The 24,553-nt window shown below is 67.2% G+C and carries 27 protein-coding genes; 13 read left to right on the top strand and 14 right to left on the bottom strand.

Annotated features, from left to right (window positions below):
• The first annotated feature begins 121 nt into the window (after positions 1 to 121).
• The 5 genes from QX204_RS06300 to QX204_RS06280 are packed head-to-tail and all read left to right on the top strand — an operon-like array spanning position 122 to position 4,109.
• Positions 122 to 1,969, top strand: coding sequence for a hypothetical protein (locus QX204_RS06300; RefSeq protein ID WP_301907929.1), 1,848 nt, complete (start codon positions 122 to 124; stop codon positions 1,967 to 1,969).
• Positions 1,969 to 2,154, top strand: a complete 186-nt coding sequence (locus tag QX204_RS06295; protein ID WP_301907928.1) for a hypothetical protein — start codon at positions 1,969 to 1,971, stop codon at positions 2,152 to 2,154. The genes QX204_RS06300 and QX204_RS06295 overlap by 1 nt, the downstream gene beginning before the upstream one ends.
• The gene (locus QX204_RS06290; RefSeq protein WP_301905636.1) at positions 2,151 to 2,519 is read left to right on the top strand and encodes a hypothetical protein; all 369 of its coding nucleotides are present in this window, start codon (positions 2,151 to 2,153) and stop codon (positions 2,517 to 2,519) included. The genes QX204_RS06295 and QX204_RS06290 overlap by 4 nt, the downstream gene beginning before the upstream one ends.
• A complete protein-coding gene (locus QX204_RS06285; protein WP_301905635.1) occupies positions 2,516 to 3,844 on the top strand; it encodes a hypothetical protein in 1,329 nt (442 codons plus the stop codon). Before QX204_RS06290 ends, QX204_RS06285 begins: the two co-directional genes overlap by 4 nt.
• A gap of 22 nt (positions 3,845 to 3,866) precedes the next feature.
• On the top strand, positions 3,867 to 4,109 hold the full coding sequence (locus QX204_RS06280) for a GNAT family protein (protein WP_301905634.1): 243 nt from the start codon (positions 3,867 to 3,869) through the stop codon (positions 4,107 to 4,109).
• A gap of 51 nt (positions 4,110 to 4,160) precedes the next feature.
• Here QX204_RS06280 and QX204_RS06275 read toward each other — a convergent pair whose 3' ends face one another.
• The 3 genes from QX204_RS06275 to QX204_RS06265 all read right to left on the bottom strand — a co-directional run bounded on the left by QX204_RS06275 (position 4,161) and on the right by QX204_RS06265 (position 6,676).
• Positions 4,161 to 4,433, bottom strand: coding sequence for a hypothetical protein (locus QX204_RS06275; protein ID WP_301905633.1), 273 nt, complete (start codon positions 4,431 to 4,433; stop codon positions 4,161 to 4,163).
• A complete protein-coding gene (locus QX204_RS06270; protein WP_301905632.1) occupies positions 4,426 to 4,989 on the bottom strand; it encodes an RNA polymerase sigma factor in 564 nt (187 codons plus the stop codon). The genes QX204_RS06275 and QX204_RS06270 overlap by 8 nt, the downstream gene beginning before the upstream one ends.
• 268 nt (positions 4,990 to 5,257) lie before the next feature.
• On the bottom strand, positions 5,258 to 6,676 hold the full coding sequence (locus QX204_RS06265; RefSeq protein WP_301905631.1) for a PucR family transcriptional regulator: 1,419 nt from the start codon (positions 6,674 to 6,676) through the stop codon (positions 5,258 to 5,260).
• Between the two features lie 269 nt (positions 6,677 to 6,945).
• On the opposite strand from QX204_RS06265, the gene QX204_RS06260 reads away from it, so the two are divergent.
• Complete coding sequence (locus QX204_RS06260) at positions 6,946 to 7,911, top strand: CE1 family esterase (RefSeq protein ID WP_301905630.1); 966 nt, start codon at positions 6,946 to 6,948, stop codon at positions 7,909 to 7,911.
• Between the two features lie 57 nt (positions 7,912 to 7,968).
• Here QX204_RS06260 and QX204_RS06255 read toward each other — a convergent pair whose 3' ends face one another.
• Positions 7,969 to 8,730 (bottom strand): class I SAM-dependent methyltransferase, encoded by a 762-nt coding sequence (locus tag QX204_RS06255; RefSeq protein WP_301905629.1) that lies wholly within the window; start codon positions 8,728 to 8,730, stop codon positions 7,969 to 7,971.
• Positions 8,731 to 8,845: 115 nt separating this feature from the next.
• Between QX204_RS06255 and QX204_RS06250 the strand changes: the two genes are divergently transcribed.
• Together QX204_RS06250 and QX204_RS34390 are read left to right on the top strand one after the other, a co-directional pair.
• Positions 8,846 to 9,562 carry an MBL fold metallo-hydrolase gene (locus QX204_RS06250; RefSeq protein ID WP_367620160.1) on the top strand — a complete coding sequence of 239 codons (717 nt, stop codon included), beginning with the start codon at positions 8,846 to 8,848 and terminating at the stop codon, positions 9,560 to 9,562.
• A gap of 27 nt (positions 9,563 to 9,589) precedes the next feature.
• The gene (locus QX204_RS34390) at positions 9,590 to 9,736 is read left to right on the top strand and encodes a hypothetical protein (protein ID WP_367620159.1); all 147 of its coding nucleotides are present in this window, start codon (positions 9,590 to 9,592) and stop codon (positions 9,734 to 9,736) included.
• Between the two features lie 40 nt (positions 9,737 to 9,776).
• Here QX204_RS34390 and QX204_RS06245 read toward each other — a convergent pair whose 3' ends face one another.
• The gene (locus QX204_RS06245) at positions 9,777 to 10,196 is read right to left on the bottom strand and encodes a hypothetical protein (RefSeq protein WP_301905628.1); all 420 of its coding nucleotides are present in this window, start codon (positions 10,194 to 10,196) and stop codon (positions 9,777 to 9,779) included.
• 70 nt (positions 10,197 to 10,266) lie between these two features.
• Positions 10,267 to 10,920 carry a TetR/AcrR family transcriptional regulator C-terminal domain-containing protein gene (locus tag QX204_RS06240; RefSeq protein WP_301905627.1) on the bottom strand — a complete coding sequence of 218 codons (654 nt, stop codon included), beginning with the start codon at positions 10,918 to 10,920 and terminating at the stop codon, positions 10,267 to 10,269.
• Between the two features lie 93 nt (positions 10,921 to 11,013).
• Between QX204_RS06240 and QX204_RS06235 the strand changes: the two genes are divergently transcribed.
• Positions 11,014 to 11,385, top strand: coding sequence for a nitroreductase family deazaflavin-dependent oxidoreductase (locus tag QX204_RS06235; RefSeq protein WP_301905626.1), 372 nt, complete (start codon positions 11,014 to 11,016; stop codon positions 11,383 to 11,385).
• Between the two features lie 38 nt (positions 11,386 to 11,423).
• On the opposite strand, the gene QX204_RS06230 is transcribed toward QX204_RS06235, so the two are convergent.
• The gene (locus QX204_RS06230; RefSeq protein ID WP_301905625.1) at positions 11,424 to 11,960 is read right to left on the bottom strand and encodes a DUF3145 domain-containing protein; all 537 of its coding nucleotides are present in this window, start codon (positions 11,958 to 11,960) and stop codon (positions 11,424 to 11,426) included.
• Positions 11,961 to 12,063: 103 nt separating this feature from the next.
• Positions 12,064 to 12,879, bottom strand: coding sequence for a serine hydrolase domain-containing protein (locus QX204_RS06225; protein ID WP_301905624.1), 816 nt, complete (start codon positions 12,877 to 12,879; stop codon positions 12,064 to 12,066).
• A 39-nt stretch (positions 12,880 to 12,918) separates the two neighbouring features.
• On the opposite strand from QX204_RS06225, the gene QX204_RS06220 reads away from it, so the two are divergent.
• A complete protein-coding gene (locus tag QX204_RS06220; RefSeq protein ID WP_301905623.1) occupies positions 12,919 to 14,115 on the top strand; it encodes a serine hydrolase domain-containing protein in 1,197 nt (398 codons plus the stop codon).
• 81 nt (positions 14,116 to 14,196) lie between these two features.
• Here the strand turns inward: QX204_RS06220 and aztD are convergent, their stop codons facing one another.
• From aztD to aztB, 3 genes are all read right to left on the bottom strand, one after another.
• Positions 14,197 to 15,357 (bottom strand): zinc metallochaperone AztD, encoded by a 1,161-nt coding sequence (aztD, locus tag QX204_RS06215; RefSeq protein WP_301905622.1) that lies wholly within the window; start codon positions 15,355 to 15,357, stop codon positions 14,197 to 14,199.
• 27 nt (positions 15,358 to 15,384) lie between these two features.
• Complete coding sequence (aztC, locus tag QX204_RS06210; RefSeq protein ID WP_301907927.1) at positions 15,385 to 16,257, bottom strand: zinc ABC transporter substrate-binding protein AztC; 873 nt, start codon at positions 16,255 to 16,257, stop codon at positions 15,385 to 15,387.
• Between the two features lie 92 nt (positions 16,258 to 16,349).
• Positions 16,350 to 18,431, bottom strand: a complete 2,082-nt coding sequence (gene aztB, locus QX204_RS06205; protein ID WP_301905621.1) for a zinc ABC transporter permease AztB — start codon at positions 18,429 to 18,431, stop codon at positions 16,350 to 16,352.
• Between the two features lie 48 nt (positions 18,432 to 18,479).
• Here aztB and aztA point away from each other — a divergent pair, with 48 nt between their 5' ends.
• Complete coding sequence (gene aztA, locus QX204_RS06200) at positions 18,480 to 19,157, top strand: zinc ABC transporter ATP-binding protein AztA (protein ID WP_301905620.1); 678 nt, start codon at positions 18,480 to 18,482, stop codon at positions 19,155 to 19,157.
• Positions 19,158 to 19,167: 10 nt separating this feature from the next.
• On the top strand, positions 19,168 to 19,524 hold the full coding sequence (locus QX204_RS06195; RefSeq protein ID WP_301905619.1) for an iron chaperone: 357 nt from the start codon (positions 19,168 to 19,170) through the stop codon (positions 19,522 to 19,524).
• Here QX204_RS06195 and QX204_RS06190 read toward each other — a convergent pair whose 3' ends face one another.
• The 3 genes from QX204_RS06190 to QX204_RS06180 form a co-directional block, all read right to left on the bottom strand.
• Entirely contained in the window at positions 19,525 to 20,655 is a 1,131-nt protein-coding gene (locus QX204_RS06190) for an NDMA-dependent alcohol dehydrogenase (protein WP_301905618.1), read from the bottom strand.
• Positions 20,656 to 20,759: 104 nt separating this feature from the next.
• Positions 20,760 to 21,284 carry a DinB family protein gene (locus QX204_RS06185; RefSeq protein ID WP_301905616.1) on the bottom strand — a complete coding sequence of 175 codons (525 nt, stop codon included), beginning with the start codon at positions 21,282 to 21,284 and terminating at the stop codon, positions 20,760 to 20,762.
• Positions 21,285 to 21,355: 71 nt separating this feature from the next.
• A complete protein-coding gene (locus QX204_RS06180; RefSeq protein WP_301907926.1) occupies positions 21,356 to 22,345 on the bottom strand; it encodes a phosphotransferase family protein in 990 nt (329 codons plus the stop codon).
• A gap of 145 nt (positions 22,346 to 22,490) precedes the next feature.
• On the opposite strand from QX204_RS06180, the gene pabB reads away from it, so the two are divergent.
• The gene (gene pabB, locus QX204_RS06175; RefSeq protein WP_301905615.1) at positions 22,491 to 24,551 is read left to right on the top strand and encodes an aminodeoxychorismate synthase component I; all 2,061 of its coding nucleotides are present in this window, start codon (positions 22,491 to 22,493) and stop codon (positions 24,549 to 24,551) included.
• Positions 24,552 to 24,553: the final 2 nt, after the last annotated feature.

The raw sequence follows: 24,553 nt of genomic DNA, 5'->3' as shown, positions 1-24,553 counted from the left end.
GCCGGATCCGAGCCGGACCCGTGCGCGCGGGGTATCGGTACCGCGCGGAATTCGGGATACTGTTCGTTACCCCGCAGACCGGGCGCTTCGACACATCGGAGGAACTGCCGTGGCCACAGCGATGACCGATCCGTCCACCATCATGGTCGCGCAGGGCACCGAAGGCGGTGGCGCTGCCCTCGATCAAGTCGCGCTGATGACCGGCGCGTCCGCGGTGGTCGGTGCGGTTCTGCTGTGGGTGGCCTACCTGCATCGGACGCGGCGCATCACCTGGCTGCAGCGGCTGGCCGACTTCAGCGGTCGCATCATGAACCGTCCCGGCTGGGTGGCGCTGCCGATCGCGATGTTCCTCGCGACCATCCTGACCGCGTTCCTCGGCTTCATCTGGGACGTGAGCCTGCATGTGGGCAAGGGCCGCGACGCCGGACCGCTGGCCAATCCGGCGCACTACTTCATCCTGGTCGGCCTGTTCTTCCTCTTCATGGCGGGCATGCTGGCCGTGATCCTGCCGCTCGACGAGAAGCCGGGCAGGGCCGCGGTGAAGATCACCCGCGACTGGTACGCCCCCGTCGGCGGCATCTTGATCGCCGGTGCCGGTTTGTACGCGCTGATCGGCTTCCCGCTCGACGACATCTGGCATCGACTGTTCGGCCAGGACGTCACACTCTGGGGACCCACCCACCTCATGCTCATCGGCGGCGCGGGTCTGTCGCTGATCGGCGTCCTGCTGCTCGAACTCGAGGGCCGATACAACCGGCCCGATCCCGAGCGGATCGACGGGCGGTTCCTCTGGGCGATTCAGGCCTTCGCCTTCGGCGGCCTGGTGATCGGACTGTCGGTGTTCCAGGTGGAGTTCGACTTCGGCGTCGAGCAGTTCCGGCTGGTGCTGCAACCGATGTTGATCGTCTTCGCCGCCACGATCGCCCTGATCTCGGCGCGGTTGACGCTGGGCCCACTCAGCACGTTGCTGCTCGTGGCCTTCGCCTTCTGTGTGCGCTACATCGTCGCGGTCCTGGTCGGCACCGGATTCGAGGCGCCGCGCAACGTGTTTCCGCTCTATCTCGGCGCCGCGATCGTGGTCGAACTGCTCGCCGTCGTGCCGCTGATCCGCCGTCCGCTCTGGTGGGGCGCGCTCACCGGGCTCGGTGTGGCGACGGTGGGCATCTGGCTCGAATCCCTGTGGATCGAGCGGATGTTCGTCAATCCCTGGGTCGGCGGGATGTGGGTGGAACTGCTCGCGATGGCGGTGCCGGTGGGTGTGGCGGGCGGTCTGATCGGCGCGATGCTCGGCACCGTCTTGCGCGGCGAGGCACTGCCCAAGCCCGCGGTGCGGCGCGGGATCGTGGTCGCCGCCGTGGTGATCGCGGCCGCGGCGACCGCGAACGGGGTGATCATCCGGGTGCCGGAGAACGCGTCGGCGACCGTCGCGCTCACCGATGCCGATCCCGAACAGGGCGGGCGAATGGTCACCGCCGACATCCGGCTCTCCCCCGGGGATCTCATCGGTCCCGATCCGGAATGGGTGGAGATCCTGGCCTGGCAAGGCGGTACCGGCGACGACAGTCCCGGCCACGGCCTCGTCGTGGACAAGCTGCGTCGCGTCGGCGACGACCACTTCGTGTCCACCCGGCCCGTACCCGTGCACGGCACCTGGAAAACGGTGCTGCGCTTGCAGGACGGGCGCATGCAATCCGCGCTGCCGATCTTCATGCCGCTCGATCCCGGCATCGGCGCCGCGGAGGTGGCCGCGCCCGCGAGCTTCACCCGGCCGTTCGTCGAGGAGATCTCGGTGCTGCAGCGCGAGCGGTCCTTCGACCATCCGTCCTGGCTGATCGCCCTCGCGGGCCTGGTGGTGCTGGCGTGCTCCCTGGCTTTGATCGCGGCGATGGCGTGGGGCGCGGCCCGGGTCAACGACCGCTACCTGGCGGCGGGCAGCACACCGGACCAGAAGGCAACGGTCGAACCTTGATCCGCCAGGAGAACGTCGATCTGCTCGCTGACCATTCCATCCTGCTGGCGATTCCGGCTTTCCTGCCCGCGGTCGCCTTGGTGGGTGTGATGCTGTTCATCGCGATGCGCGACCGACGCGCGGAGAAACGCGAGAAGGACGGCACAGAATCCGCGCAGACCGACCGCACCGAGGAGATTCCGTGACCCTTCGTCGGCTCCGGTTCGGCCTGCTCACGGTCGCCGCGGGTGCACTGCTGGTGGGCTGCTCGTCGAGCGAACCGACCACCGAACCCGTGACGACAGTCCGCACCATCGACATCCGGATCGCGAACGGCGCGGTGTCCCCGACCAATACCCGCACCGAAGCCCAGGTCGGGCAACGCATCGTGTTGCGGGTCGACAGCGACGCCACCGACGAACTGCACGTCCACTCCGCGCCCGCGCACACCTTCCCCGTCGCCGCGGCGGCCGGCCAGGAGTTCGACTTCACGGTGACGGTGCCGGGCCAGGTGGAGATCGAACTGCACCGGATCGGACGGACGGTGACGACGCTGCTGGTCCGGCAGTGAGTCCGCTCGCCCACGGCCTCAACGGCGCCACGGACCTGCCGATTCCGCTCACCTACGCGTTGATCGGCGCGGCGTGGGCGCTGACCTTCTCGTTCGCGCTGCTGTTCTTCGCCTGGCGTGAGCCGCGCCTCGACCCCGACTCGTCGGGATTCGTGCTGCCCGCGCCGGTACGCCGGTTCATCGACGCTCGCGCGACGCGGACGGTCATCGCCACGGCGAGCGTGCTGGCCACTGCCTGCGTGATCGTCATCGCGATGTTCGGTTCCTCGGATCCGGCACGGAATCCCGTGCCGGGAGTGCTGTACATCGGCGTCTGGGTCGGGGTGATGGTGGCGTCCCTGCTGATCGGACCGGTCTGGAAGGTCCTCTCCCCCGTCAGGGCGCTGCACCGCTTCGGTTGCCTACTTCTCCGACGCCCGCCGGAGCACGGAATTCTCCGCTATCGCGACGAATGGGGTTATCTCCCAGCCGCTCTCGGCCTGTTCTCCTTCGTGTGGCTGGAATTGGCTTGGCGCGCACCAGGGTCGGTGGGCTCGGTGCTGACCTGGCTGCTCGGCTATCTGGTCGTGACCTCGATAGGGCTCGCGCTGTTCGGCACCGCCTGGGCAGAGCGAGCCGATCCACTCGAGGTGTACAGCACGCTGCTGGCGCACCTGAGCCCCTACAGCCGCGACCGCACGGGGCAGCCGGTGTTGCGGATGCCGCTGAACAATCTCGCGGGGACTCCCGGACTCGCTGGATCTGTCGCGGTCGCGGCGACACTGCTCGGATCCACTGCCTTCGACAGCTTCTCCAGCTTCCCGTGGTGGCGCGAACTGGTCGACGACCTGGCTCCGGTCGTCGACGCGACACTGGTGCGCACGGCCGGACTGCTGGTCTTCATCGGGGTGGTCGGCGGGCTGTTCTCCGTCGCCGCGCGTGCCACCGGCGGTGTCTCCCCCGCCGATCGCGCGCTGCTACCGCGGCGGCTGGCGCTCAGCCTCACTCCGATCGTTGCGGGCTATCTGATCGCCCACTACCTCACGTTCCTCGTCGAGAAAGGGCAGGCGACGGCACTGCTGTTCGCGGACCCGCTCGACCGCGGATGGAACCTCGCGGGCCTGGCCGACCGAGACGTGGCCTACGTGCTGTCGAGTCATCCGACGGTGCTCGCCACCTGCACAGTGCTCGCGGTCCTGACCGGCCACATCCTCGGCGTAGCCGCCGCTCACGACCGCTGCCTGCAACTTCTCCCACCTCGTCACCGCCTGACCGGCCAGCTGGCGTTGATGCTGACCATGGTCGGCTTCACGTTCACCGGGCTGTATCTGCTGTTCGGTGGTTAGCCGCGCCTCCGCGAAAAAGGGGATGAGCACCGGGCTGCGGGCCACCGATGCGGTCTCGGGTGCGTTCGCCGACAACCCGTCCTCGTTCCGAGTCTCCGAGAAACTCGGCTACGAGCCCGACGGAATCCAGCGCCTGACGGTGCGCGAGAAAGTCACGGTCATGCGCCGGGTGCGGCTCTCGCGCACGAGATGGGAGAGCCACCAGCGAACAACCGTCAGGATCGACGGGCTCACCCCCTGCCTGCCCTTGTTCGGCGCCGCATGAACTGCTTCGAGCGACCGGCTGGGTTTGTCGGCCGCTCGAAGGCGTCAGCTTCTAGGAAGTGACTCGATGGGTCTCGCCGACGGTCAGCGTGCACTGGCCGTCGGCACAGGAGCGCTGCAGCCGACCCCTCGACAAGATCTGCATCAGCCCGATCGCCCAGCACGTCGGGCAGCCGCGCAGCGCGATCAGACCGACGGGCAGCAACAACACACTGAACAGCCCGGCGACCGGGATCAGGGCCACCGATCCGACCAGCGCACCGAACCCCACCGCGCCGCGCACCAGGTGCTCGGGCACGGACTTGCTCGCGAAATCATCACTCATCATGTCCTCCGGCAACGTCGGCAGACGTGACCTGTAGTGCCTGTTGAACTGCCGCCCGAGCGCGGTGCAGTCGCGATTTCATCGCCGCGGTACTGAGCCCGAGCGCATCGGCGACCATCCGGCCGCTATGGCCCTGAATGTCGCGCATGATCAACACGCTGCGCTGGTCCGCGGGCAAGCCGGCAACCGCGGCCGCCACCCGACCCGCCTCCAGGCGTCGCAATACCTCGTCCTCAGCCGAAACAGCCGAGGTGTTGTCCGGCAAAGGGATTCGACCCGACAGACTCGTCCGAGCCCGACGCAGACACTCGTTGCGAACGATCCGGAACATCCACGACGCCAGCGCACCAGAGGCCCGCAACATCCCGATCTTGCGATACAGGATGATCAGCGCCTCCTGCGCCGCGTCCTCGGCGTCTTCCGTTGTCGCACAGAGGGAATGAGCGAATCGCTGGATATGCGGATGCGAACCCGACACCAACGCCGCGATCGAATCCACGTCACCACCCTGCGCGGCGACGATCAACCCCTGGTCGGGCCAGCGCGATTCACCCACGCCCGGCTCGTTTGCGCCGCACGACGACCATGCACGTGCACAGCAGCACCACACCGACGACCACACCGATACCGATGACCACAACAAACCTCCGTGTCCCGTCCCGACGTCCGTCGCGACACACATAAGAGGCACCGGCGACGCGAAAGGATTCACCGCACCCGAAACCAGCCCGCGCTATGTTCGCTCGACCCAACCGGAGCGGCAGGAACTCTCGATAGCGCCCTGACCGATCGATCGGTGGTCACGATCGCTCTCTGCGCACGTTCTAGGTGCCGCCGGTTTCCACAGTATCCACGCCCGGGTCCGCGGTTTCCGACCGGTAAGCGCGGGCTACGAGCGCGGCGCGCAGTCCCCACTGACCATCGGCGCGGGCGGGATCGAGGCCGGTGATCCCCGCTATGCGCTTGAGTCGATGGTCGATGGTGTTCGGGTGGATGAACAATCGCCGTGCCGCTCGCTGGCGGTTCTGATCGCTGAGCATGTAGACGGTGAGCGTTCGCAGCAACAGGGGGTTGGCCACCAAAGGGTCGAGTCGGCGTGCCATGGACTCCCTGACCGCCCCCGGCCGGGTGAGCTGGTATTCGGCGGCCAGCTCAGCGAAATCGTAGAGGCGGGTCTCGGGCTCGGCCGAGAGCACGCGGGTCAGCCGATTGGCGACGTCGACCATGTCGTGCAGCGTCGGTGACATCTGCGGGATCGCGTCGACGGCCACTTCGAGGTGGACGGCGGTGACGACGGCGTCGGCGGCCTCAGCGACTACCCTGACGAGTGGTTCCAGCTGATCAGCGGGCAGCGCGGTACTGGGGATCAGGATCGTGCCGCCGCTGTTGCTCAGCAAGGACAAGACCTCCTTGCCGCCCCTTTCGGCGAGATCGGCCCGGATTCGCCGAATCACCCGCCCGGAAGCTGCCCGGCGATCCACGCCGCCCTCGACCCCCGAGGAAGAAGGCAGGATGGACAGCGCCAGCAGGTGGTAGTGCTCGGCGATCGACAAGCCGCATTCACGCGCCATCGCCGTCGCCACGCGGCCGTTGAGCAGCGCGGTGGTGAAAGTGTTGACCGCACATCGGTGTTCGTGTGCGGTGCCGCGATATTCGCGCAGGTAGGCCATGGTCACTGTGGTGGTCATCAGATCGAGCAGATCGACGGTGCGTGCTCCGATGTCCACGCATTCGGCGACTGAGTCGACCGCCGACCTGCTGGCCACCAGTTCATGGGCCATTCTCGAACCCTCGTGCAGGGCATGCAGGATCACATCGATGGGCACACCGCCTCTGGCCCACTGCGCGGCGGCCGATTCCAGTTGCGCCACTTCGCGTTCGGTAGGAGCGCCGCGCCCGTCGAGAATCGTGGTGGCGATCCGCAAGCAGTTGACGGTCACCGCGGTGATATCGCCACGGAGCGCTTCGTCGGGCAGGGTCAGGCATCTGGCGACGGTCAGCTTGAAGTGCCGGACCATCTCCTCGGCAAGAGATCTGGTGTCGCGCAACGATATCGCGGCAGGTCCGAGAGATCCCGCGGTTCCGGAACCAGACGACACCCCTGCCGGCGGCGCCGACTTTCCCGTCGGCGACGGCGCGATCAGTAGACCTCCTTGCCCATGCGTCCCGTTGCGCTCGCGCTCCTCCATCGACAACTCCTCTTCGAGTCGTGTGGTCTCGCCGGCCACACCATAACCGGACATCTGAATCCGGTTACTGACTGGTAGTGTGTCCGACATCACCTCATCAGTCAAGGTGCGACCTCTACCGCGACCACCGACCGACCCTGCGGCCGCCTGTGATCGCTCCAGGTAGGACCGTGGGATAACCGTCAGAATTTCCGACAGGTGCCGCGAACCCGGGAAGAATCGGGCATCAATCTGAGAGTCTTCCTCTCATGTTGAAGAGTTATATTTCGCGAGTCGGAGGCGGGACTTCCCGACGCCGTCGAAGCGTCCGATCCGGACTGCGGGTGGTTACCACGGCGGCTTTGCGAACGCTGTGTGTCGCCGCGTTGCTCGCCGCCGCCGGCGGCGTAGCGCACGCCGACGATCCGGCGCCCGCACCCGCACCTTCTGCTGGGTGTGGCCGACCGGTTCCCGCTCGCGGCGAAACGACCGTGCAATTCCGGGGCACCGAGAAAACGGGCCAGTATCGGCAGCATGTCCCCGCCGGAGCCGATCGCCCGCTGCCGGTCGTGATCGCCCTGCACGGCCTCCTGGAAAATATCGACATCGCCGATGCGGGTAGCGGCTTCGGCGAATACGGAGACCGAGAAGGGTTCGTCACGATCACCCCTCAGCTCGATCGGCTCGGTTTCGCACAGTGGGAGTACGGTCTCGGCTCCGCCGACATGACCTGGATCTCGGAAGTGCTGACAGCTGTGGAGTCCAGCCTCTGCGTCGACACCCGCCGCATTTTCATCGCGGGACTGTCGATGGGCGCCTTCGCCACCAGTTCCCTCGGCTGCCAGTTCGCCGATCGTGTCGCCGCCATCGCCCCGGTGTCGGGGCTACGAGATTTCAGCTGGTGTCAGCCCACCCGGCCCGTGCCGGTCATCGCCTTCCACGGCACCGATGACGCGATCGTTCCGTATGCGGGACAATCGGATTCCGGTTCAGCCTCCAGGCCTGGCGGTGGCGAGGACAGCGGCGTAGGCCGGCACCCGGTGACCGACAGTGCGGCGGCCTGGGCGCGGCGCGATGGGTGCACCGGCGCTCCGGTGCGGGCCACGATCGCCGCCGACGTCGTGTTGGATCGATACTCGTGCCCGCCCGGCGTCGACGTTCAGCTGTACACGATCACCGGGGGCGGGCACATCTGGCCCGGGACCAGTTCCCCGCTGTACCCGGAATTCATCGTCGGCAAGAACACGAAATCGATCAACGCCACCGCCCTGATCTGGGACTTCTTCCGCACTCATCCGATGAACACCTGAGCGAACCACCCCGCCGACACGAGCGCACGCAATACTTTTCCATCCCGCCACTCGCCGTCAAGGACGACGAGCGGTGACGATCCAAGCGCGGGATTCGAAGTACACGCCGCTGTCGGTCTGATGGTCGGCCAGGATCTCGCGGAGTCGCGTGCGGGCTTGTTCGGCTTCGGCGGGCCCGAGATCGGCGAGGGAGGCGGTGAATCCCGTTAGGCGGAGCAGGTTGTCGTAGGCGGCGCCACTGTCGGGGCCGTAGTACACGGGCTCGTCGATCTCGGTGAAGTCGATGTCGACGAAACCCGCTGTCGCCAGCATGGATTCGGTGACAACGGGGTCAGCGAGTGAAAACGGACCGCGACCCGGCGTGGGGATCGTGGTGGCGAGAACGTCACTGAACACAGACGCCCATTCGTTGCGGTCGTGGCCTTGCCAGACCAGCCACGCGAGACGACCCCCGGGACGCAATGCGCGCGCGATATTGGTGAACGCCGCGACCGGATCGTCGAAGAACATCACACCGAACCTGCTGATACAGAGGTCGAAAGATGTTGGAGGAAAAGGATTCACCTGGGCGTCCGCCAGCTCGAAGCCGATATTCGACGGTCCTTCGTCCTCGCTGATCCGACGGGCCCGTTCGAGCATCACCTCCGAGATGTCGACTCCCACCGCGCTCCCATCTACGGCCGCACGGGCAGCCTCACGGGTGGTCTGCCCTGTGCCACAACCGATGTCGAGCACGCGATCATCCGGGCCGACCTTCGCGGCAGCGAAGAAGCGCGCAGTGTGCAGCCTCAGTTCGGCGTCGTAGTCGAACAGATCCATCGTCGTCCTCCGGAAGCTGTGTCCTCGGTGCGAGCTGCGACAGTCGGCACGCACTCGGCCTGTCCCGCATTCATTTCTACGTGACACCGACGCGGCGACCCGCCAGGATGGGTCGATGTCGACACGAGAACTCGTCGTCCTCGGCACAGCCGGGGCTGTGCCCACCCGCCGCCGCAACCACAACGGCTACCTCCTGCGCTGGGACGGGCAGGGCGTGCTGTTCGATCCGGGCGAGGGCACACAGCGTCAGATGTCGCATGCGGGCGCTTCGGCGACCGAACTGCATTGGCTGTGTATCACCCATTTCCACGGCGACCACTCGCTGGGCGTCCCCGGCATCGTGCAGCGACTCGGCCGCGACGGGGTGCCCCACGACGTGCACGCTGTGTACCCCGCCGAGGGCGCCGAGTATTGGGAACGACTGAGATACGCGACGAGCTATTACGGCTCGCCCAGCGTCGTCGAACACCCGGTGAGCGGGCCCGGCGAAACGTTGCAGGGCAACGGTTTCACCCTCACCGCACTCGCGCTGGCCCACAGCATCCCCACCTACGGCTACCGCCTCGCCGAACCGGACAGCCGAACATTTCTGCCCGAGAAGCTCCGCGAGCACGGCATCTCCGGCGCCGCGATCCGAGAGTTGTCGGGGCCCCTGCTCGAGGAATGCTCGACACCGAGACCGGGCCAGAAGGTGGCTTTTATCATGGATACTCGCCTGTGCGACAACGTTTTCGAGCTCGCCGATGGCGTCGACATGCTGATCATCGAGTCCACCTTCCTCGACTCCGAGACTGATCAGGCGCACGAACGCGGCCATCTCACGGCACGTTAGGCGGGCGAGGTCGCACGCTCCTGCGGGGTGAACACCCTTGTTCTGACCCACTTTTCGGAGCGCTACACCGCGAGTGAGGATCACCTGTTCATCGAGCAGGCCGCCTTTCCCGGCGCCGTTCTCGCCCACGATCTCGACCGCGTCGCCCTTCCGGCACGCCGCACGGGCAGCTGAAGGCAGCCGCGGCATTCCACCGCGGCCGCCCGCGGATCCGCTAGAAGCCGAAGCTTCCGGTCGACGGCGTAGCGGTCGGAACGTTGACGGTGACCAACTCCGAGAACGCGAACTCGGCGCCGTTGACGCAGCCGCCGCGTGCGGTGATCGTGGTGCCGGGCCCGAGGCCGTCGAGCGAGGTCACGACCGTCTTGCCGGGGTCGGCCAGCGATTCCGGTGCGCTGTCACCGAAGAAGACGTGGTTGTTCTCGGGGCCGACGCCCGCTTCGGCCCAGCACTGCCCACGGTCGTTGGGGTTGCGCAGAGTGGCGGTGACGGTGCCCGCCGCGGTTCCGGCGAAGGTGATCTCGGGTGCTACGAACGGCGTTGCCGCGCCCGCGGGCGCGATCGCGACGGGACCGAATGCGACTACGGCGGCGGATGCGGCGAGGAATGCTCCAGAAATTCGTCTGTTCATCATCTCTTCGATGCTGCACGACAACGAATTTCGATACAAGGAAAGTGGTGCCCCTGCAATCAGGGGCTGGCGCTCAGCGCTGACCTCGGCGCGCTTCGAGCGCGTCCAGGATCAGGTCCAGCCCGAATCCGAACTCGCCCGAGTAGTCGTACCCCGGTTGCAGGGCGTGGTCGACGATCATCTCCGTGAGATAGGGTAGCTCGTCTGCCGGCAGGTTCGCGAGAATGCCGCCCGCGACTGCCTCGACGTCCGCCGGTACAGCCACGGGCAGGTTCGCCTCCTGCAGGACGAAACCGCCCACATAGCTGTCGATCAGCGAGACCGCGTGCGCGGCCATCGGCAGCGAGAACCCGGCCCGGCGAAGAACTCCCAGGACCGCGTCGTGATGACGCAGGGTCGCCGAGCCGGGATTCCGACGCGAATCCATCAACCCGAGCGCCCAACTGTGTTGCGCCAGCACCGAACGTGCCGAGCGGGCCCGCGCCCGGATCGCCTCCCGCCAATCAACACCTCCGGCCGCCGGCAACTCGATCGCCGCGAACACCGCGTCGACAACGCCGTCGAGTATCGCGTCCTTGTTCGGCACATGGTTGTAGAGCGACATCGCCTCCACCCCCAACTCCTGCGCCACCCGCCGCATCGTGATGGCCTCCACTCCCCCACGGTCGGCGACCCGAATCGCGGCATCCAGCACACGATCGCGACTCAGCGGTTGCCGTACGGGCATGGGACCTCCTCGGTGACGAAGCGTTGACAAGCTTACAGATGTAAGTCAGCCTTACAGTTGTAAGTCACGCTGGCCCGAACAAGGGAGCACCTCATGCCTATGCCGATCTGGTGGGGCAAAATCAACAAACGCGTCTTCAATCCCCGCGCCGTCGCAGGTGGAAAGTGGCCGGTCCTCACCCACACCGGCCGCACCTCGGGAAAGACCTACCGCACCCCGCTCGACGCCCACCCCGTCGACGGCGGCTACCTGTTCGTCCTCGTCTACGGATCGACCTCGGACTGGGTGCGCAACATCCTGGCCACCGGCACGGCGCAGCTCCGCAAAGACGGCCGAGAGATAGCCCTCACCGCACCACGCGTCGTCGGCAGAGACGAAGCATTTCAGGCACTGCCCCCAGAAATCCCCCGCCCCCCGAAACTCCTCCGCATCAGCGAGTTCCTCCGCATGGACCTCGCCGACTGACTTCGCCCCCGATCATCGGGATGGTCGTGGATCAGGTGTCAACCGACGTCCCGCCGCAACCAGGTGACTTCCGCGCCGACGCTGTCGGTCCCCTGCCGGTACGCCTCGAGGTCCTCGTCCCACGGCGCGCCCAGGGCTCGGTCGAGCTCGGTGGACAGGTCGAAAGTTCCGTGGACGTCGAGTTCCTTGGCGGCCTGGAGTAAGGCTCGTAATCGCATTTCGCCCAGCATCACGTCACCGTTGGCGCCGGTGGATCCGTGCCAGAGCCCGAGGGCGGGGACAAAGCTGTAGCGCTCGCCGTCGACGCCTTCGCTGGGGTCCTCGGTGACTTCGAAACGCAGCACAGGCCAGGTTCGCAATGATTGGGCAATCCGGGCCGCGGTACCGACGGGGCCGACCCAGTCACTGCTGGCGCGGAGGTGCCCGTCGGCTGGTTGGGTGTTCCAGCGTAATTTCGCGGGGGACGACAGCGCGGTGGACAGCGCCCATTCCACGTGAGGGCACAACGCGGCGGGCGATGAGTGGATGTAAACCACACCCGCCGTCGCGTCAGCGAACTGACTCGATGCGCGCACTTACCAACACCTCCAGCCTCGACAAGGAACGTCTTCCCCAACGGCCCGTCGTGGTCTGGCGTGGCACGAGTGTACTGAAGTGTGCAGTGTTGCGCGTGTTACTTTACTGCGTGTTATGTGTCTCTGCGATAACGGAATCGCTGAATTTCGGCCACGCTGTTCTGGCCCAGTCACCGAAATTCTCGTCGCTCAGCGCGATTGTCGCCACCGCAATTTCCGGGTCGACCCACAGGAACGTGCCGGACTGGCCGAAGTGCCCGTAGGTGCGGTCGGAATTGGCTGAACCCGTCCAATGCGGGGTTTTTCCGTCGCGGATTTCGAATCCCAATCCCCAGTCGTTGGGACGCTGGGAGCCGTATCCCGGCAGCACTCCGTTGCGGTCGGGGAATTGCACCGAGGTCGCGTCGTCCAAGGTTTGCCGAGATATCAATTGAGGTGCCAGCAACTCGGTGGCGAATAGCGTGAGGTCAGCGAGGGAGGCGCTGCCCGCGTGGCCGGCGGAACCATCGAGGACCGCGGTGGCCATGCCGAGCGGCTCGAAAACCGCTTCGCGCAGATATCGCGGAAATTCGATACCGGTCTGCGCGGTGAGGAAATCGGCGAGCAGTTCGAAGCCCGCGCTCGAGTAGATGCGGCGGGCGCCGGGTTCGGCGAGCACTTCGGGTGTGGCGAACGCGACGCCGGAGGTATGGGCGAGCAGGTGCCGCACGGTCGAACCGGGCGGGCCCGCCGGTTGGTCGAGTTCGACCGCGCCTTCCTCGATCGCCACGAGCGTGGCATAGGCGACGAGCGGTTTGGTGACCGAGGCGAGCCGGAACACCCGCTCGGTATCGCCGATGCTCGACACACCGTCCGCGGTGACCACGGCGGCGGCGGCGTTCTTGACCGGCCAGTGCTGAACCTGCTGCAACGATCGCATATCGGCAGCGTACGAGACGCGGCTACGATCGAGGACACCATGAGTCCCGCACCATCGATCCACGGCGACGTGGCGGCCGGTTTCGGCCCCGTCGCCGACGCCTTCCGCCGCAACTTCACCCACCACGGCGAGATCGGCGCCGCCGTGGCCGTCTACGCCGGCGACCAGCCACTGGTCGATCTGTGGGCAGGCCATCGCGATCGCAAACGCGAGGTGGCGTGGGAGCGCGACACGATCGTGCCGGTGTTCTCGTCGTCGAAGGGGATGTCGGCGTTCACCCTGGCGACGGCGGTCTCGCGGGGGCTGCTCGACTACGAGGCGCCGGTGGTGAAGTACTGGCCGGAATTCGGCGCGCAGGGTAAGGAACGTGTCACCGTGCGTCAGCTGATCGACCACCAAGCCGGCCTGTCCGGGCTGGACCGGATCGTGAAACTGCGCGAGCTGATCGATCGTGACGCTCTCGGTGCGCTGCTCGCCGCGCAGAAACCGGCGTGGGAGCCGGGCACCCGCCACGGTTATCACGCGCTGACGCTGGGTCTGTATCAGAGCGAATTGCTGCGGCGGGTGGATCCGGCGGGCCGCAGTCTCGGCCGATTCTTCGCCGAGGAGATCGCGGGCCCGGTCGGCGCCGATCTGTTCATCGGCCTGCCCGAGACCGAACCCATGGAACGCGTAGCCCAGCTGTCGGCGACCAAGGGCTTGGACATCTGGCGCTACGAGCGCCGCGATATCCCGCTGCGGATCGGCGGCGAGGTCTACGCCAAGCGCGGCTATTCCTATGCGGCACTGACCAATCCGCGCCCCGGCGCACCGGCGCGTGCCGCCCGGCGGGAGTTCCTCGAGATCGAGTGGCCCGGCATGAACGGTGTCGGCAATGCCCGCGCGCTGGCGAAGGTCTACGGCGCCGCGGCGGGGCGGACCGGCGCGCTGCCCATCGACGACGATGTTCTCGACCTGCTCGCCGCCGCCGACACCGCCGACGATGTGCCCGCCGATGATCTGGTCCTGCACACCAAGAGCCGATACCACCTCGGTTTCCGTAAGTCGCGCGGCACTTTCCGTTTCGGCTCGGACAAACGTGCTTACGGCACAACCGGTTTGGGTGGCTCCTTCGGATTCGCCGATCCGACGACCGGATTGGGCTTCGGTTACAGCATGAACCGCCTCGGCATGGCGATTCTCGACGATGTGCGCAGCCGTAACCTGCGCGAGGTCGTCGTGCGGTGCGCCGACTGACCTGTTCGTCAGGCACGGACGAGGTCACCACGCTCTAGGCGGAGTGTTTCCGGACAAGCGTGGTGACCTCGATCGGTGCGCTCAGTGCGCGGTGACGCCGGTGATTTCGTTCGGCGTGCCCGCCACAGTGGCGGTGGCGGTGACGTTTCCGGCGGCCAGGTCGACGCGGTGCACCTGCTTGGCGGCCGGGTCGCTTACGTAGGCGATGCCGTCGCGGACGAACAGAGCCGGGCGAGCGGCTTGCCAGTCGAGCGGCTCCTGCCAGGCGCCGAGCACGGGAACGGTGCGAACCACCTTGCCCGCCAACGGATCGATCACGTGGATCTTGCCGTCGGTGCCGAGCACCAGCGCCTCACCCTGCGGGCCGCGAGCCAGCGAACGGAAGGTGTAGCTGGTGCCGAGATCGACCAGGCGCAGTGTGCCGTCGGTGGTGTTCACCAGCGACACCTGCTGCGGGCGTTCGAGTTCGGCGTCCTTGTCCTGCTTGTAGTCACCGAGCACGATCGGCGACGCCTCGCTGCCGGCCATGTTGCCGATCCGGCCGTAAGGGGTCGGGCTGGTGACCTTGGTGATCTTGCCGTCGCGGTACACGACTGCGCCGGTCTGGCAACCGATCACGACCGCCTCGCCCTGAGCAGCGGCCTCGCCGTGCACGCCGGGGCAGTCCTCGTTACGGGTGAGTTCCTTGCGGTCCTTGTCGAGCGCGACGACGCCGACGCGCTTGTCCTCGGTGCCGAGGGTGAGCACCAGATTCCCGTTGCTCAACTCGATCGCGACGCCGTGGTGCGGTGCGGCGGCCTTGTAGACCTCCATCGGCTTACCGCTGTCGACCTGCGCGGTCTCGAGAATGGTGACCTCACCGGACCCGTCGGCGAACAACACGGTCTTGCCCGCGTGCCGGACGACGTGGCCCGGCTTGGCGGCGGGGAACTGGGTTCCGGTGAACGCGCCGTCGTAGGCGTCGAAGACGCGGAAGCCCTCCTTGGTCGACACCATCAGATGGTCGTCGTCGCCGACTGGATTGAGCCGGTTGTATCCGTCGATCTTCACGTCGGCCCGCTGGGTCAGTGACGCGCCGTCGAGGACGTAGATCCCGCCGTCGTAGGTCAGGGCGATCGGTTCGGCACCCGGCGTGCGCTGATGTTCGTGGCCGGAATCCTCTGTGCCACAACCGCTCAGCGCCACCACCGAGGCGAGTACCCCGGACATGGCCACCATCGTGGTGGTCCGTGACCTGTTCATGTAATGCTCCATCTCTTTGTGCGTGAATTAAGCTGTCGGCCCGGATAAACCACGGGCGATGGACTCGGTGTTGACGCGAGCCATCTCCAGATAGGTGCCCGCGCCGCCACCGGGTGGGGTGAGCGATTCGGTGTGCAGGGCGATCACCTGCACCTGCAGACCGGTGTGTTCGGCGAGGACGCGCGAAAGCCGGTCTGGCTGTGCGGAATCGGCGAAGATCGCCCGCACCCCGGCGGTCCTGATCGCGGTCGCGAGGTCGTCGAGATCGGAGGCGCTGGGTGAGGCGAGGGTGGTGCCGCTGGGGATCACCGCGCCGATCACCCGGAACCCGAATCGCTGTGCGAGATAACCGAAGACGTGATGGTCGGTGACCAACTGCCTGCGCTCGGCCGGGACGGCCGCGAACCGCTGGGTCATCCACCGGTCCAACTCGTCGATTTCGCCGAGGTAGCGCTGCGTATTCGCCCGCACCGCCGCGGCATCGACGCCGTCGACTTCGGCGAGCACCTCGGCGCTGATCGCCTCGACGGCCATACGCACCCGACGGGGATCGGTCCAGAAGTGCGGATCAGGTTGCCCCGCCGACTCATCGGAGGTGTACGCGATCGGATCCACCCGCTCGGCCACGGCCAGGGTGGGGACCCCGGCTGCCGCGGCGGCCCCCACATGCCGCGCGACGCCTTCCTCGAGCCCGAGCCCGTTGTGCACCACCAGCGCGGCGCGCTCGATATCAGCCGCCTGACGTGCGGAAATGGCGAACGAATGCGGATCTGCCCCCGCCTGCATCAACACCGTCACCGGCACGGTGTCACCGACGACGGCCCGGGTCAGATCGCCGAGAATGTTCGTGGTCACCACGATCCCGGACCGCTCGCTCCCGCTGGTACACGCGCTCACCAACGGCACGAGAAGTGCTGCGGCAGCCAGCAACTGAATCAGCCTGCGTAGTCGATCGGTTCGTGAGGTCCGACGGTCATCGGGGAACAGGTGCTTCACAGGCCCGTCTCCACCATCAGCGAGGGCGCGATGTCCAGTGAGAACGTGCGCGCGACGCGGAGGTTGTCGTTGTAGGCGATCTCGTGGACGACGCGTTTCCGAGAATCGTTGATATAGGCCCGTTCCGAGTCGACGCGGATCACCGGATCGCCTTCGACGGGCCCTCCGAGCAGCGGGGTACGCGCTGTTTCCGTGCCGGTTGCGGGGTCGATCCCGTGCAGCACGCCGTCGCGGGTGAGGACCAACAACGCCGATCCCTCGCCCGCGGTGTTCACCGCGATCGGTTCGGCGATCGGAGTCCGCGTCCAGTTCCTCTTCCTGATGTCGAGCGTCCAGACGGCGTCGCGGCCTGCGATCGCGGTCAGGGTGGTGCTGCCGGGGCGATGGGTGAACGCGGTCGCACGCTCCGCAGTGGGCGCCGGATAGGGGACCTTCTCGGCGACGAAAGCGTCGTCGCGCTGCGCCACCACGAGCGCTCCGTCGGCACAACCGAAGACGACTCCGCGCCTGGTCACAGCCTGGCCCTTCGGCTGCGGACACGGGGTGGACTGGACCTGCCCCGCCGCGCCGTCACGCCCGCGCACCTCGACCCGGCCCGAGCTGTCGGCGACGACGAGCCGCTCGGCATAGGGCACCGCGATGCCATCGACCCGACGTTGCGTTCGGGCGATACCGCCGTCCAGCTCGGCACGGTCGAACACGATCGTCGCACCGGAGCCGAGCACCACCGTCGCGACGGCGGCATCGCTGTACGCGCCGACCACTCCGGAACCACCCGAAGTTCCGGGGCTCGCATCCGCCGGCTCGCTTGTCGCCGTATCGCCGGCGACCGCACCGACATCGCGGCTCGGCGCGCGGTAGTAGTGCCGGTGGTCGCCGTGGTCGACGGTCCATGCCCCGCTGTCCACGATCTGTACCGACGCACCCGCGCTCAGATACGCGAAGCGCCCGTCACCGACCGCGCCGACGGTGGGGACCCGCCGGTCACCACCGCTCGGCGACGGCGCGGTACTTGGCGATGAGCTCGGGTCCGGTTGCGCTCGCACACTTTCCGGGCCGATCGGCGTGACCTCCTCGGTCAGCAGATCGATCACCCGGACGGCTCCGGTCGCATCGGCGACCACCACTCGTTTCTGGGCCTCGCTCATCTCCTCCGCGCCGGCGACGAACCCGTGCGGCACGGCCTCCTCGACGACCGGCGCCTCCCCCGCCCCGCAGCCGACCAACGGCACGGCGGCGAGGGCGAGTACTCCCACCCGACCGACCCGTTCCCGCAGCGCGGAGACGATCGCGGACAGGAAGAACGAGCCGACGGCCACGGCCGCGATGGTGGCCCCCGCCGCGGTTCCCGCATGCCACGAAATGACCAGTCCCCCCACGGTGGACAGCCCGCCGATCAGCGCGGCGATCGCCATGACCACCGGTACCCGGTTCGACCAGAACACCGCGGCGGCGGGCGGCGCGATCAGCAGTCCGAAGACCAGCAGCGTCCCCACGACATGAAACGACGCCACGATCGCCAAGGCCACCAACCCCACCAGCGCCGCGTGCGCCAGTTTCGGATGCAGTCCGAGGGTGTGCGCCTTGCGCGGATCGAAGGTCAGCGCCACGAACGCACGATGACCGAGCACTGCCACCACCAGCGAGATACCAAGGGCTGCAACGAGATACCACAGGTCGACGGCTCGCACGGCCAGCACATCGCCGAACAGGAACCCGGTCAGATCCACCGCGAACGACTGCGAGCGCGACACGATGATCACCCCGGCTGCGAGCATCCCGACGAACAACAGCCCGATCGCGGTATCCGGCGCGAAGCGCTTGCCACGGCTCAGCACCGACACCCCGGCAGCCATGGCGGTGCAGCTGACCGCGGCGCCGAGCATCAGGTTTCCCCCGAGCAACGCCGCCACCGCGACGCCGGGCAGCATCCCGTGCGCCATCGCGTCACCGAGAAATGCCATGCCGCGCACCACCACCCAGGTTCCGGCGAGCGCGCACACGCACGAAACGAGCAGCCCACCCCACAGCGCGCGTTGCACGAATGCCACCTCGAACGGGGCGAACAGCCAATCCATAGCGCGAAACGATATACTGAAAATGATTATCGTTTCAATTGAGGTGAGATGAACCACACAGATGACGCGGCGATCCGGATCGAGCGCCTGACGGCCGGTTATGCCCGACGACCCGTGCTCCACGAGGTGACCGCCACGATCCCGCGCGGGCAGGTGACCGCGATCGTGGGACCCAACGGCTCGGGAAAATCGACCCTGCTCGGCGTCCTCGCCGGAACCGTGCGGGCGCAGGAGGGAACGGTGCACCGCGGCACCACCCGGCGTCCCGCCTTCGTGGTGCAGCACACGGCGATTCCGCCCACCCTGCCGATCACCGTGCGTGAAGCGGTCTCGATGGGACGCTGGGCGCACCGCGGACCGTGGCGGCGACTGACTCGGGCAGATCGCGAGATCGCGCGCACCTGCCTGGAAAGAATGGAGCTCACCGATCTGGCGACTCGGCGGCTCGACACCCTGTCGGGCGGACAACGCCAACGCACCCTGCTCGCCCAGGCGCTGGCGCAGGAATCCGATCTACTGCTGCTCGACGAACCGGCGGCGGGCTTGGACGAGACCTCGCAGGCCGAGATCTCCCGCGCTCTGGCGCAGATCAGCGCGGCCGGTGTGACCGTTGTGCAAGCCACCCACGATCTGGACGAGGCAGGCAGGGCCGACCACTGCCTGCTCATGCGCGACGGCCGGCTGAAGGCCGCGGGTCACCCCAAGAAAGTGCTGGTCAGAGCCTAGAGTCGAGAGCATGACCGAGAAACCCGACTCCGTCGACGCCTACCTGGCGGCCCAGCCGCCGGCCGAACGCGCCATCCTGCAGCAGATCCGCGACACGATCCATCGCGCGGTACCGGACACGGGCGAGAAGATCAGCTACGCGATCCCGGCCGCCACCATCGACGGCCGGGTGTTCATCTTCTTCGCGGGCTGGAAGTCCCACGTGAGCGTGTACCCCGTCCCCGAGGGGGACGAGGCGCTCCAGAAAGCCATCGAGCCCTACAACTCGGGTCGTGGCACCTTGAAATTCCCACTCGGCGAACCGATCCCGTACGACCTGATCGCTCAGGTGGCGGTTCGTCTCGCCGAGCGGGTCGGCGAGCGCTGACTACCAGTCGGCTTCGGTGTAGCGGATGATCCCGCGAATGTTCTTGCCGTCCAGCATGTCCTGGTAGCCCTGGTTGATCTCTTCGAGCGAGTAGGTGCGGGTGACCATGTCGTCGAGATTGAGCTGGCCCGCCTTGTAGAGCGAGAGCAGTTGCGGCGCGTCCTGGCGGGCGTTGCCGCCGCCGAAGATGCAGCCCTTCACCGTCTTCTGCAACATCGACAGCAGGAAGGTGTTCATCTTGACGTCGCCCGCGTCCATGCGGCCCATCGAGGTGACGACGAGGGTGCCCGCCTTGCCGGTGAGGATCAGACCCTCTTCGACGTAGTCGCCGTGCATCTCACCCATGGTGAGGATGACCTTCTCGGCCATCCGGCCCTCGGTGGCCTCGATCATCGGCATGATCGCGGCGGCCATGCTCTCGTAGGTGTGGGTGGCGCCGAACTTCTGCGCCTGTTCCAGCTTCCACGGATTCGGGTCGATGGCGATGACCTTCGAGGCACCGGAGAGCACAGCACCCTGCAGCGCACTCATGCCGACGCCGCCGATGCCCGCGATCACCACGGTCTCACCCGGCTGCACCTGCGCGACATGGGTCGACGATCCGAACCCGGTCGGCACGCCGCAGCCGACGAGGCACGCGACCTCGAACGGGATGGTGGGATCGATCTTCACCACGGAGGTGTGGTGCACCGTCATGTACGGGGCGAACGTGCCGAGCAGGCACATCGGGATGACGTTCTCGCCACGCGCCTGGATGCGGTAGGTACCGTCCGAGATCGCCTGTCCCATCAGCAGTCCGGCGCCCAGGTCACACAGCGCCATGTTCCCGGCGACACACGCGGGACAGCGGCCGCACGCGGGGATGAACGACAGGATGACGTGGTCGCCCACGGCAAGGTCGGCCGGACAGTTCGGGCCGAGCTTGGTGATCACACCCGCACCCTCGTGTCCGCCCATCACGGGGTAGGCCGGCATCGGCGTCGCGCCGGTGACGATGTGATGGTCGGAGTGGCACATGCCCGCCGTTTCCATCCGAATCTGCACTTCACCGGCGACGGGGTCGCCGACCTCGATCTCCTCGACCGACCATTCCTGATCGGTGCCCCACAGGATCGCGCCCTTCGTCTTCATGCCGGTAGACCTCTCGCCAAGCTCGTGCCTCGTTGTGACTGCACTCACCCTAGCCACAAATCACCGGTTTCTGAAACACGTTCTAGAAAATTTCCGAGAGTTTTCTATCCGCGCACGTCATGGACGTGGTGGACGAGGTCGTGCAGGAAGTACCGACCCAGCGAGCTGACCGTGAACAGCGATCCGTCGCTGCGCGCACCCCGCAGCCCGAGCCGATCCGACGGCACCGAGGCGAACGCGGCAGCCACCCGATCAGCGGCGACAGTCAATTCCCGCGCGACGACCGCGGGGTCCTGCTCACCGTAGCGCTCGGCGACGGCGGTCGCGTCCTGATCCCAGTTCTCGAACCGCGGCACCTCGACGCCGTCGCCGCCGAGCATCAGCGCGAGCCTGGTGTCGAAGATTCGGCACACGTCGCGCACGTGGGCGCCGTACTCGAGAACAGACCAGGTGAGCTCGTCGGGACGCACCCGAGCGTCGTCGCGTTCGAGCGCCGAGCCGATCCGGGCGGCGCTGTCGACGACGATCTCGGGAACGGCCGCGTACGCGGTGTGCTCGGCCTCGAATCCACATTCGGAGCAGGCACGTTCGAGGACCCAGGTCCAGTTCTTGGTGTCGGGGACGATCATGGGAGTGAGCCTAGGATGTCTTTTTCTTGCGCTCCATCAATATCGAGCCAATTATCGGCGAGATCCGGGCATCATTCCGCGAGCTGGTTCGCTTGCTCGAAGAGTTCCAGCGTCACCGCGTGGAGGAAGTCGCCGACCTGTTTGGGCGCCTTGCCCGCGAACGCCCGCGCATAGGTGCCTTCCAGGACAATGCCCAGCTTGAAGCAGGCCAGCACGGTGTACCAGGTCACCGCGCCGAGGTCGCGGTCGGAGAACTTGCCGTAGTGCTCGATCATCTCCGCCGCGCTCGGCAGGCCGCCGACGGTGCCGAGGGTGCCCATCAGGCCCGCGCCGACGGTACCGGGTTCGGGTCGGGTCGCCAGCTGCCAGCCGAGGTCGAGCAGCGGGTCGCCGATGGTCGACATCTCCCAGTCGACCATCGCCGCCACCTCGGGACTGTCGTAGTCGAACATCATGTTCGCCAGGTGGCAGTCGCCGTGCATGATGCCGGGCGTCGGGTCCGTCGGCCGGTGCCGTTCGAGCCAGTCACCGATCTGCTCGAGACCGGGGATCTGCGGGCCGGGGTAACCCTCGTTGCCGCTGTAGGAGTCGAGCTCGCGCAGCCAGCGCGGTACCTGCCGTTCGAGGAAACCCGCGGGGTGGCCGTAGTCGTCGAGGCCCAGCGCCTGGTAGTCGAGCGAGCCGAGCCGGGCGATGGCCTCGACCGCGGACAGGCCCATCTGACGCCGGATCTCGGGATCACCGGCGTGCAGGGCGGGCAGTTCGGTCTGCGGGTTGAAGCCGTGGATGGGTTGCATCAGGTAGAAGACCGCGCCGATCACCGACTCGTCGTCGCAGGCGGCGATCACCCGCGGCGAACGCACCTCGGTGTCGGCGATCGCGCCGAGCAGCCGCGATTCCCGGCCGATCACCTCGTTGCTCTTGGCGCGCAGATGCTTGGGCCCGCGCCGCAACACGTAGTCGCGCCCGCCCCGGGTGAAGCGCAGCATCACGTTCTGCGTGCCGCCACCGAGCGCGGTGACCGCCTCGAACTCCGTCCCGGGCAAGCCCTGCTCGTCCATCCACCGCCCGATCGCCACGAAATCGGCGATCGCCGGGTCAACATCGACAGGTTGAGAAACAGCCATGGGGCACATTGTGCCCCGGCAGCGGTGGGGACTGCGAGGGAATGCGCGCGCGCACGCCCGGCGTAATGTTTCTGCCACGATGCGCACGCTCTTGATCGACAACTACGACTCGTTCACCTACAACCTCTATCAGCTGATCAGCGAGGTCAACGGGAGCGAGCCGACCGTCGTGCGCAACGACGAGGCCGAGGGCGCCCTGAACCTGGACCACTTCGACAATGTGGTGATCTCGCCCGGACCCGGCCGGCCGGACCGGGCGCGGGACATGGGCGTGTCGACCTCGCTCATCGAGCGGACCGAACTGCCGCTGCTCGGCGTGTGCCTCGGTCATCAGGGGATCGTGCTCGGCGCGGGTGGGACGGTGGAGCGCGCGCCGCAGGCCAGGCACGGCTTTCTCGATCAGGTGACCCATGACGATCGAGATCTGTTCGCCGGTCTGCCACAGGGCTTCACCGTGGTGCGCTACCACTCGCTCGCGGCGCGCAGCCCGTTGCCCGCGACGCTCGAGGTGACCGCCTCGACCAGCGACGGGGTGATCATGGGGGTGCGTCATCGCGAGCGGCCGCAGTGGGGTGTGCAGTTCCATCCCGAATCGGTGTCGAGCGAGTTCGGTGCCGCGCTGCTGCGCAACTTCGCCGACCTGACCAAGGCGCGCGCGCAGGTTTCCGCGCCCGTCGTCGTGCGCGGGCCCTCGGCGGCAGTGCCGACCTCACCCGAACGCTCATTTCGCTTGCAGCACAAGGTGATCGAACGAGCGATCGATACCGAAGCGATCTTCCTGCGCCGCTGCGCCGACGCCGCGAGCGCGTTCTGGCTCGACAGCGAACACGTCGAACCAGGACTCGACCGGTTCTCCTTCCTCGGTGACGCGAGCGGACCGCACGCCGAAATCGTCGGCTACCGGGTCGGTGACGGCTCCGTCACCGTGACGGACGTCGAGGGCACACGCACCGTCGCGGGCACGGTCCTGGACTATCTCGACCGCGAACTCCGGGCTCGGCACTGTGAGACCCCACCACTGCCTTTCGATTTCGCGGGTGGCTACGTCGGCTATCTCGGCTACGAGGTGAAAGCCGATTGCGGTGGGCGCAGTGCGCACCGCTCCCCCACTCCCGATGCCCAGTGGATCTTCGCCGACCGGCTGATCGTCGTCGACCACGAGGCAGGACGAACCCACCTGCTCGCGCTGAGCGAACCCGCCACCGAGCACGACGCGCAGCGGTGGCTGCGCGAGACCGGCGACGCCCTTGCCGATCTCCCGACCTGGGCCAACCCCGCCGACCTGCACGTGCCCGCCGATCCCGACGCCGTGCAGGCGCATCTGGTGCGTGGCCGCGACCGCTATCTCGCCGATATCGCGGTGTGCCAGGACCGGCTGCACGCGGGCGAGTCCTACGAGATCTGTCTCACCGACGCGGTCGTCGTCGCCGCGGCGCCCGATGACGGACTCGACTTCTACCGGCGACTACGCCGCTGCAATCCCGCCCCGTACGCCGCCTACCTGCGCTTCGACGGGCTCGATGTGGCCTGTTCCTCGCCGGAGCGGTTTCTCGAGATCGACCGGGACCGGGTGGTCGAGAGCAAGCCGATCAAAGGCACCGCCCCGCGCGGACGGACCGCCGACGAGGACGAGCGCCTGCGTCGCGCCCTGGCCGACGACCCGAAAACGCGCGCCGAGAATCTGATGATCGTCGACCTGCTGCGCAACGACCTCGGCCGCGTCTGTGAGGTGGGTTCGGTGCACGTCCCGAAGCTGATGGATACCGAAACCTATTCCACCCTGCACCAATTGGTGTCGACCGTGCGCGGGACGCTGCGTCCCGACGCCGGCGTGATCGACTGCCTGCGCGCCTGTTTCCCCGGCGGTTCGATGACCGGCGCCCCGAAGCTGCGGACCATGGAGATCCTGGACGAACTGGAAACGCAAGCGCGTGGAATCTATTCGGGAACCATCGGCTTCCTCGGCCTGAGCGGCACCGCCGACCTCAATATCGTCATCCGCACTGCCGTGCGCTACGACGGCGAGTGGCGGATCGGCGCGGGCGGGGCGATCGTGCTGGATTCCGATCCCGAGGACGAGTACGCGGAGATGGTGCTCAAGGCCGCGGCAACGTTCCGCGCGCTGCCGCCCGGAACGTGAGC

Source organism: Nocardia sp. PE-7, from assembly GCF_030486425.1.
GTDB classification, from domain to species: Bacteria; Actinomycetota; Actinomycetes; order Mycobacteriales; family Mycobacteriaceae; genus Nocardia; species Nocardia salmonicida_A.
The sequence above is the reverse complement of the archived record's forward strand: the minus strand, read 5'-3'. Positions and strand labels throughout refer to the sequence as shown.

Coding starts and splice junctions, on each gene's coding strand:
- QX204_RS06300 (WP_301907929.1), top strand. CDS start 122: ATGACCGATCCGTCCACCATCATGGTCGCGCAGGGCACCGAAGGCGGT.
- QX204_RS06280 (WP_301905634.1), top strand. CDS start 3,867: ATGAGCACCGGGCTGCGGGCCACCGATGCGGTCTCGGGTGCGTTCGCC.
- QX204_RS06275 (WP_301905633.1), bottom strand. CDS start 4,433: ATGAGTGATGATTTCGCGAGCAAGTCCGTGCCCGAGCACCTGGTGCGC.
- QX204_RS06265 (WP_301905631.1), bottom strand. CDS start 6,676: ATGTCCGGTTATGGTGTGGCCGGCGAGACCACACGACTCGAAGAGGAG.
- QX204_RS06255 (WP_301905629.1), bottom strand. CDS start 8,730: ATGGATCTGTTCGACTACGACGCCGAACTGAGGCTGCACACTGCGCGC.
- QX204_RS06250 (WP_367620160.1), top strand. CDS start 8,846: ATGTCGACACGAGAACTCGTCGTCCTCGGCACAGCCGGGGCTGTGCCC.
- QX204_RS06245 (WP_301905628.1), bottom strand. CDS start 10,196: ATGATGAACAGACGAATTTCTGGAGCATTCCTCGCCGCATCCGCCGCC.
- QX204_RS06240 (WP_301905627.1), bottom strand. CDS start 10,920: ATGCCCGTACGGCAACCGCTGAGTCGCGATCGTGTGCTGGATGCCGCG.
- QX204_RS06235 (WP_301905626.1), top strand. CDS start 11,014: ATGCCTATGCCGATCTGGTGGGGCAAAATCAACAAACGCGTCTTCAAT.
- QX204_RS06225 (WP_301905624.1), bottom strand. CDS start 12,879: ATGCGATCGTTGCAGCAGGTTCAGCACTGGCCGGTCAAGAACGCCGCC.
- QX204_RS06220 (WP_301905623.1), top strand. CDS start 12,919: ATGAGTCCCGCACCATCGATCCACGGCGACGTGGCGGCCGGTTTCGGC.
- aztD (WP_301905622.1), bottom strand. CDS start 15,357: ATGAACAGGTCACGGACCACCACGATGGTGGCCATGTCCGGGGTACTC.
- aztB (WP_301905621.1), bottom strand. CDS start 18,431: ATGGATTGGCTGTTCGCCCCGTTCGAGGTGGCATTCGTGCAACGCGCG.
- aztA (WP_301905620.1), top strand. CDS start 18,480: ATGAACCACACAGATGACGCGGCGATCCGGATCGAGCGCCTGACGGCC.
- QX204_RS06195 (WP_301905619.1), top strand. CDS start 19,168: ATGACCGAGAAACCCGACTCCGTCGACGCCTACCTGGCGGCCCAGCCG.
- QX204_RS06190 (WP_301905618.1), bottom strand. CDS start 20,655: ATGAAGACGAAGGGCGCGATCCTGTGGGGCACCGATCAGGAATGGTCG.
- QX204_RS06185 (WP_301905616.1), bottom strand. CDS start 21,284: ATGATCGTCCCCGACACCAAGAACTGGACCTGGGTCCTCGAACGTGCC.
- QX204_RS06180 (WP_301907926.1), bottom strand. CDS start 22,345: ATGGACGAGCAGGGCTTGCCCGGGACGGAGTTCGAGGCGGTCACCGCG.
- pabB (WP_301905615.1), top strand. CDS start 22,491: ATGCGCACGCTCTTGATCGACAACTACGACTCGTTCACCTACAACCTC.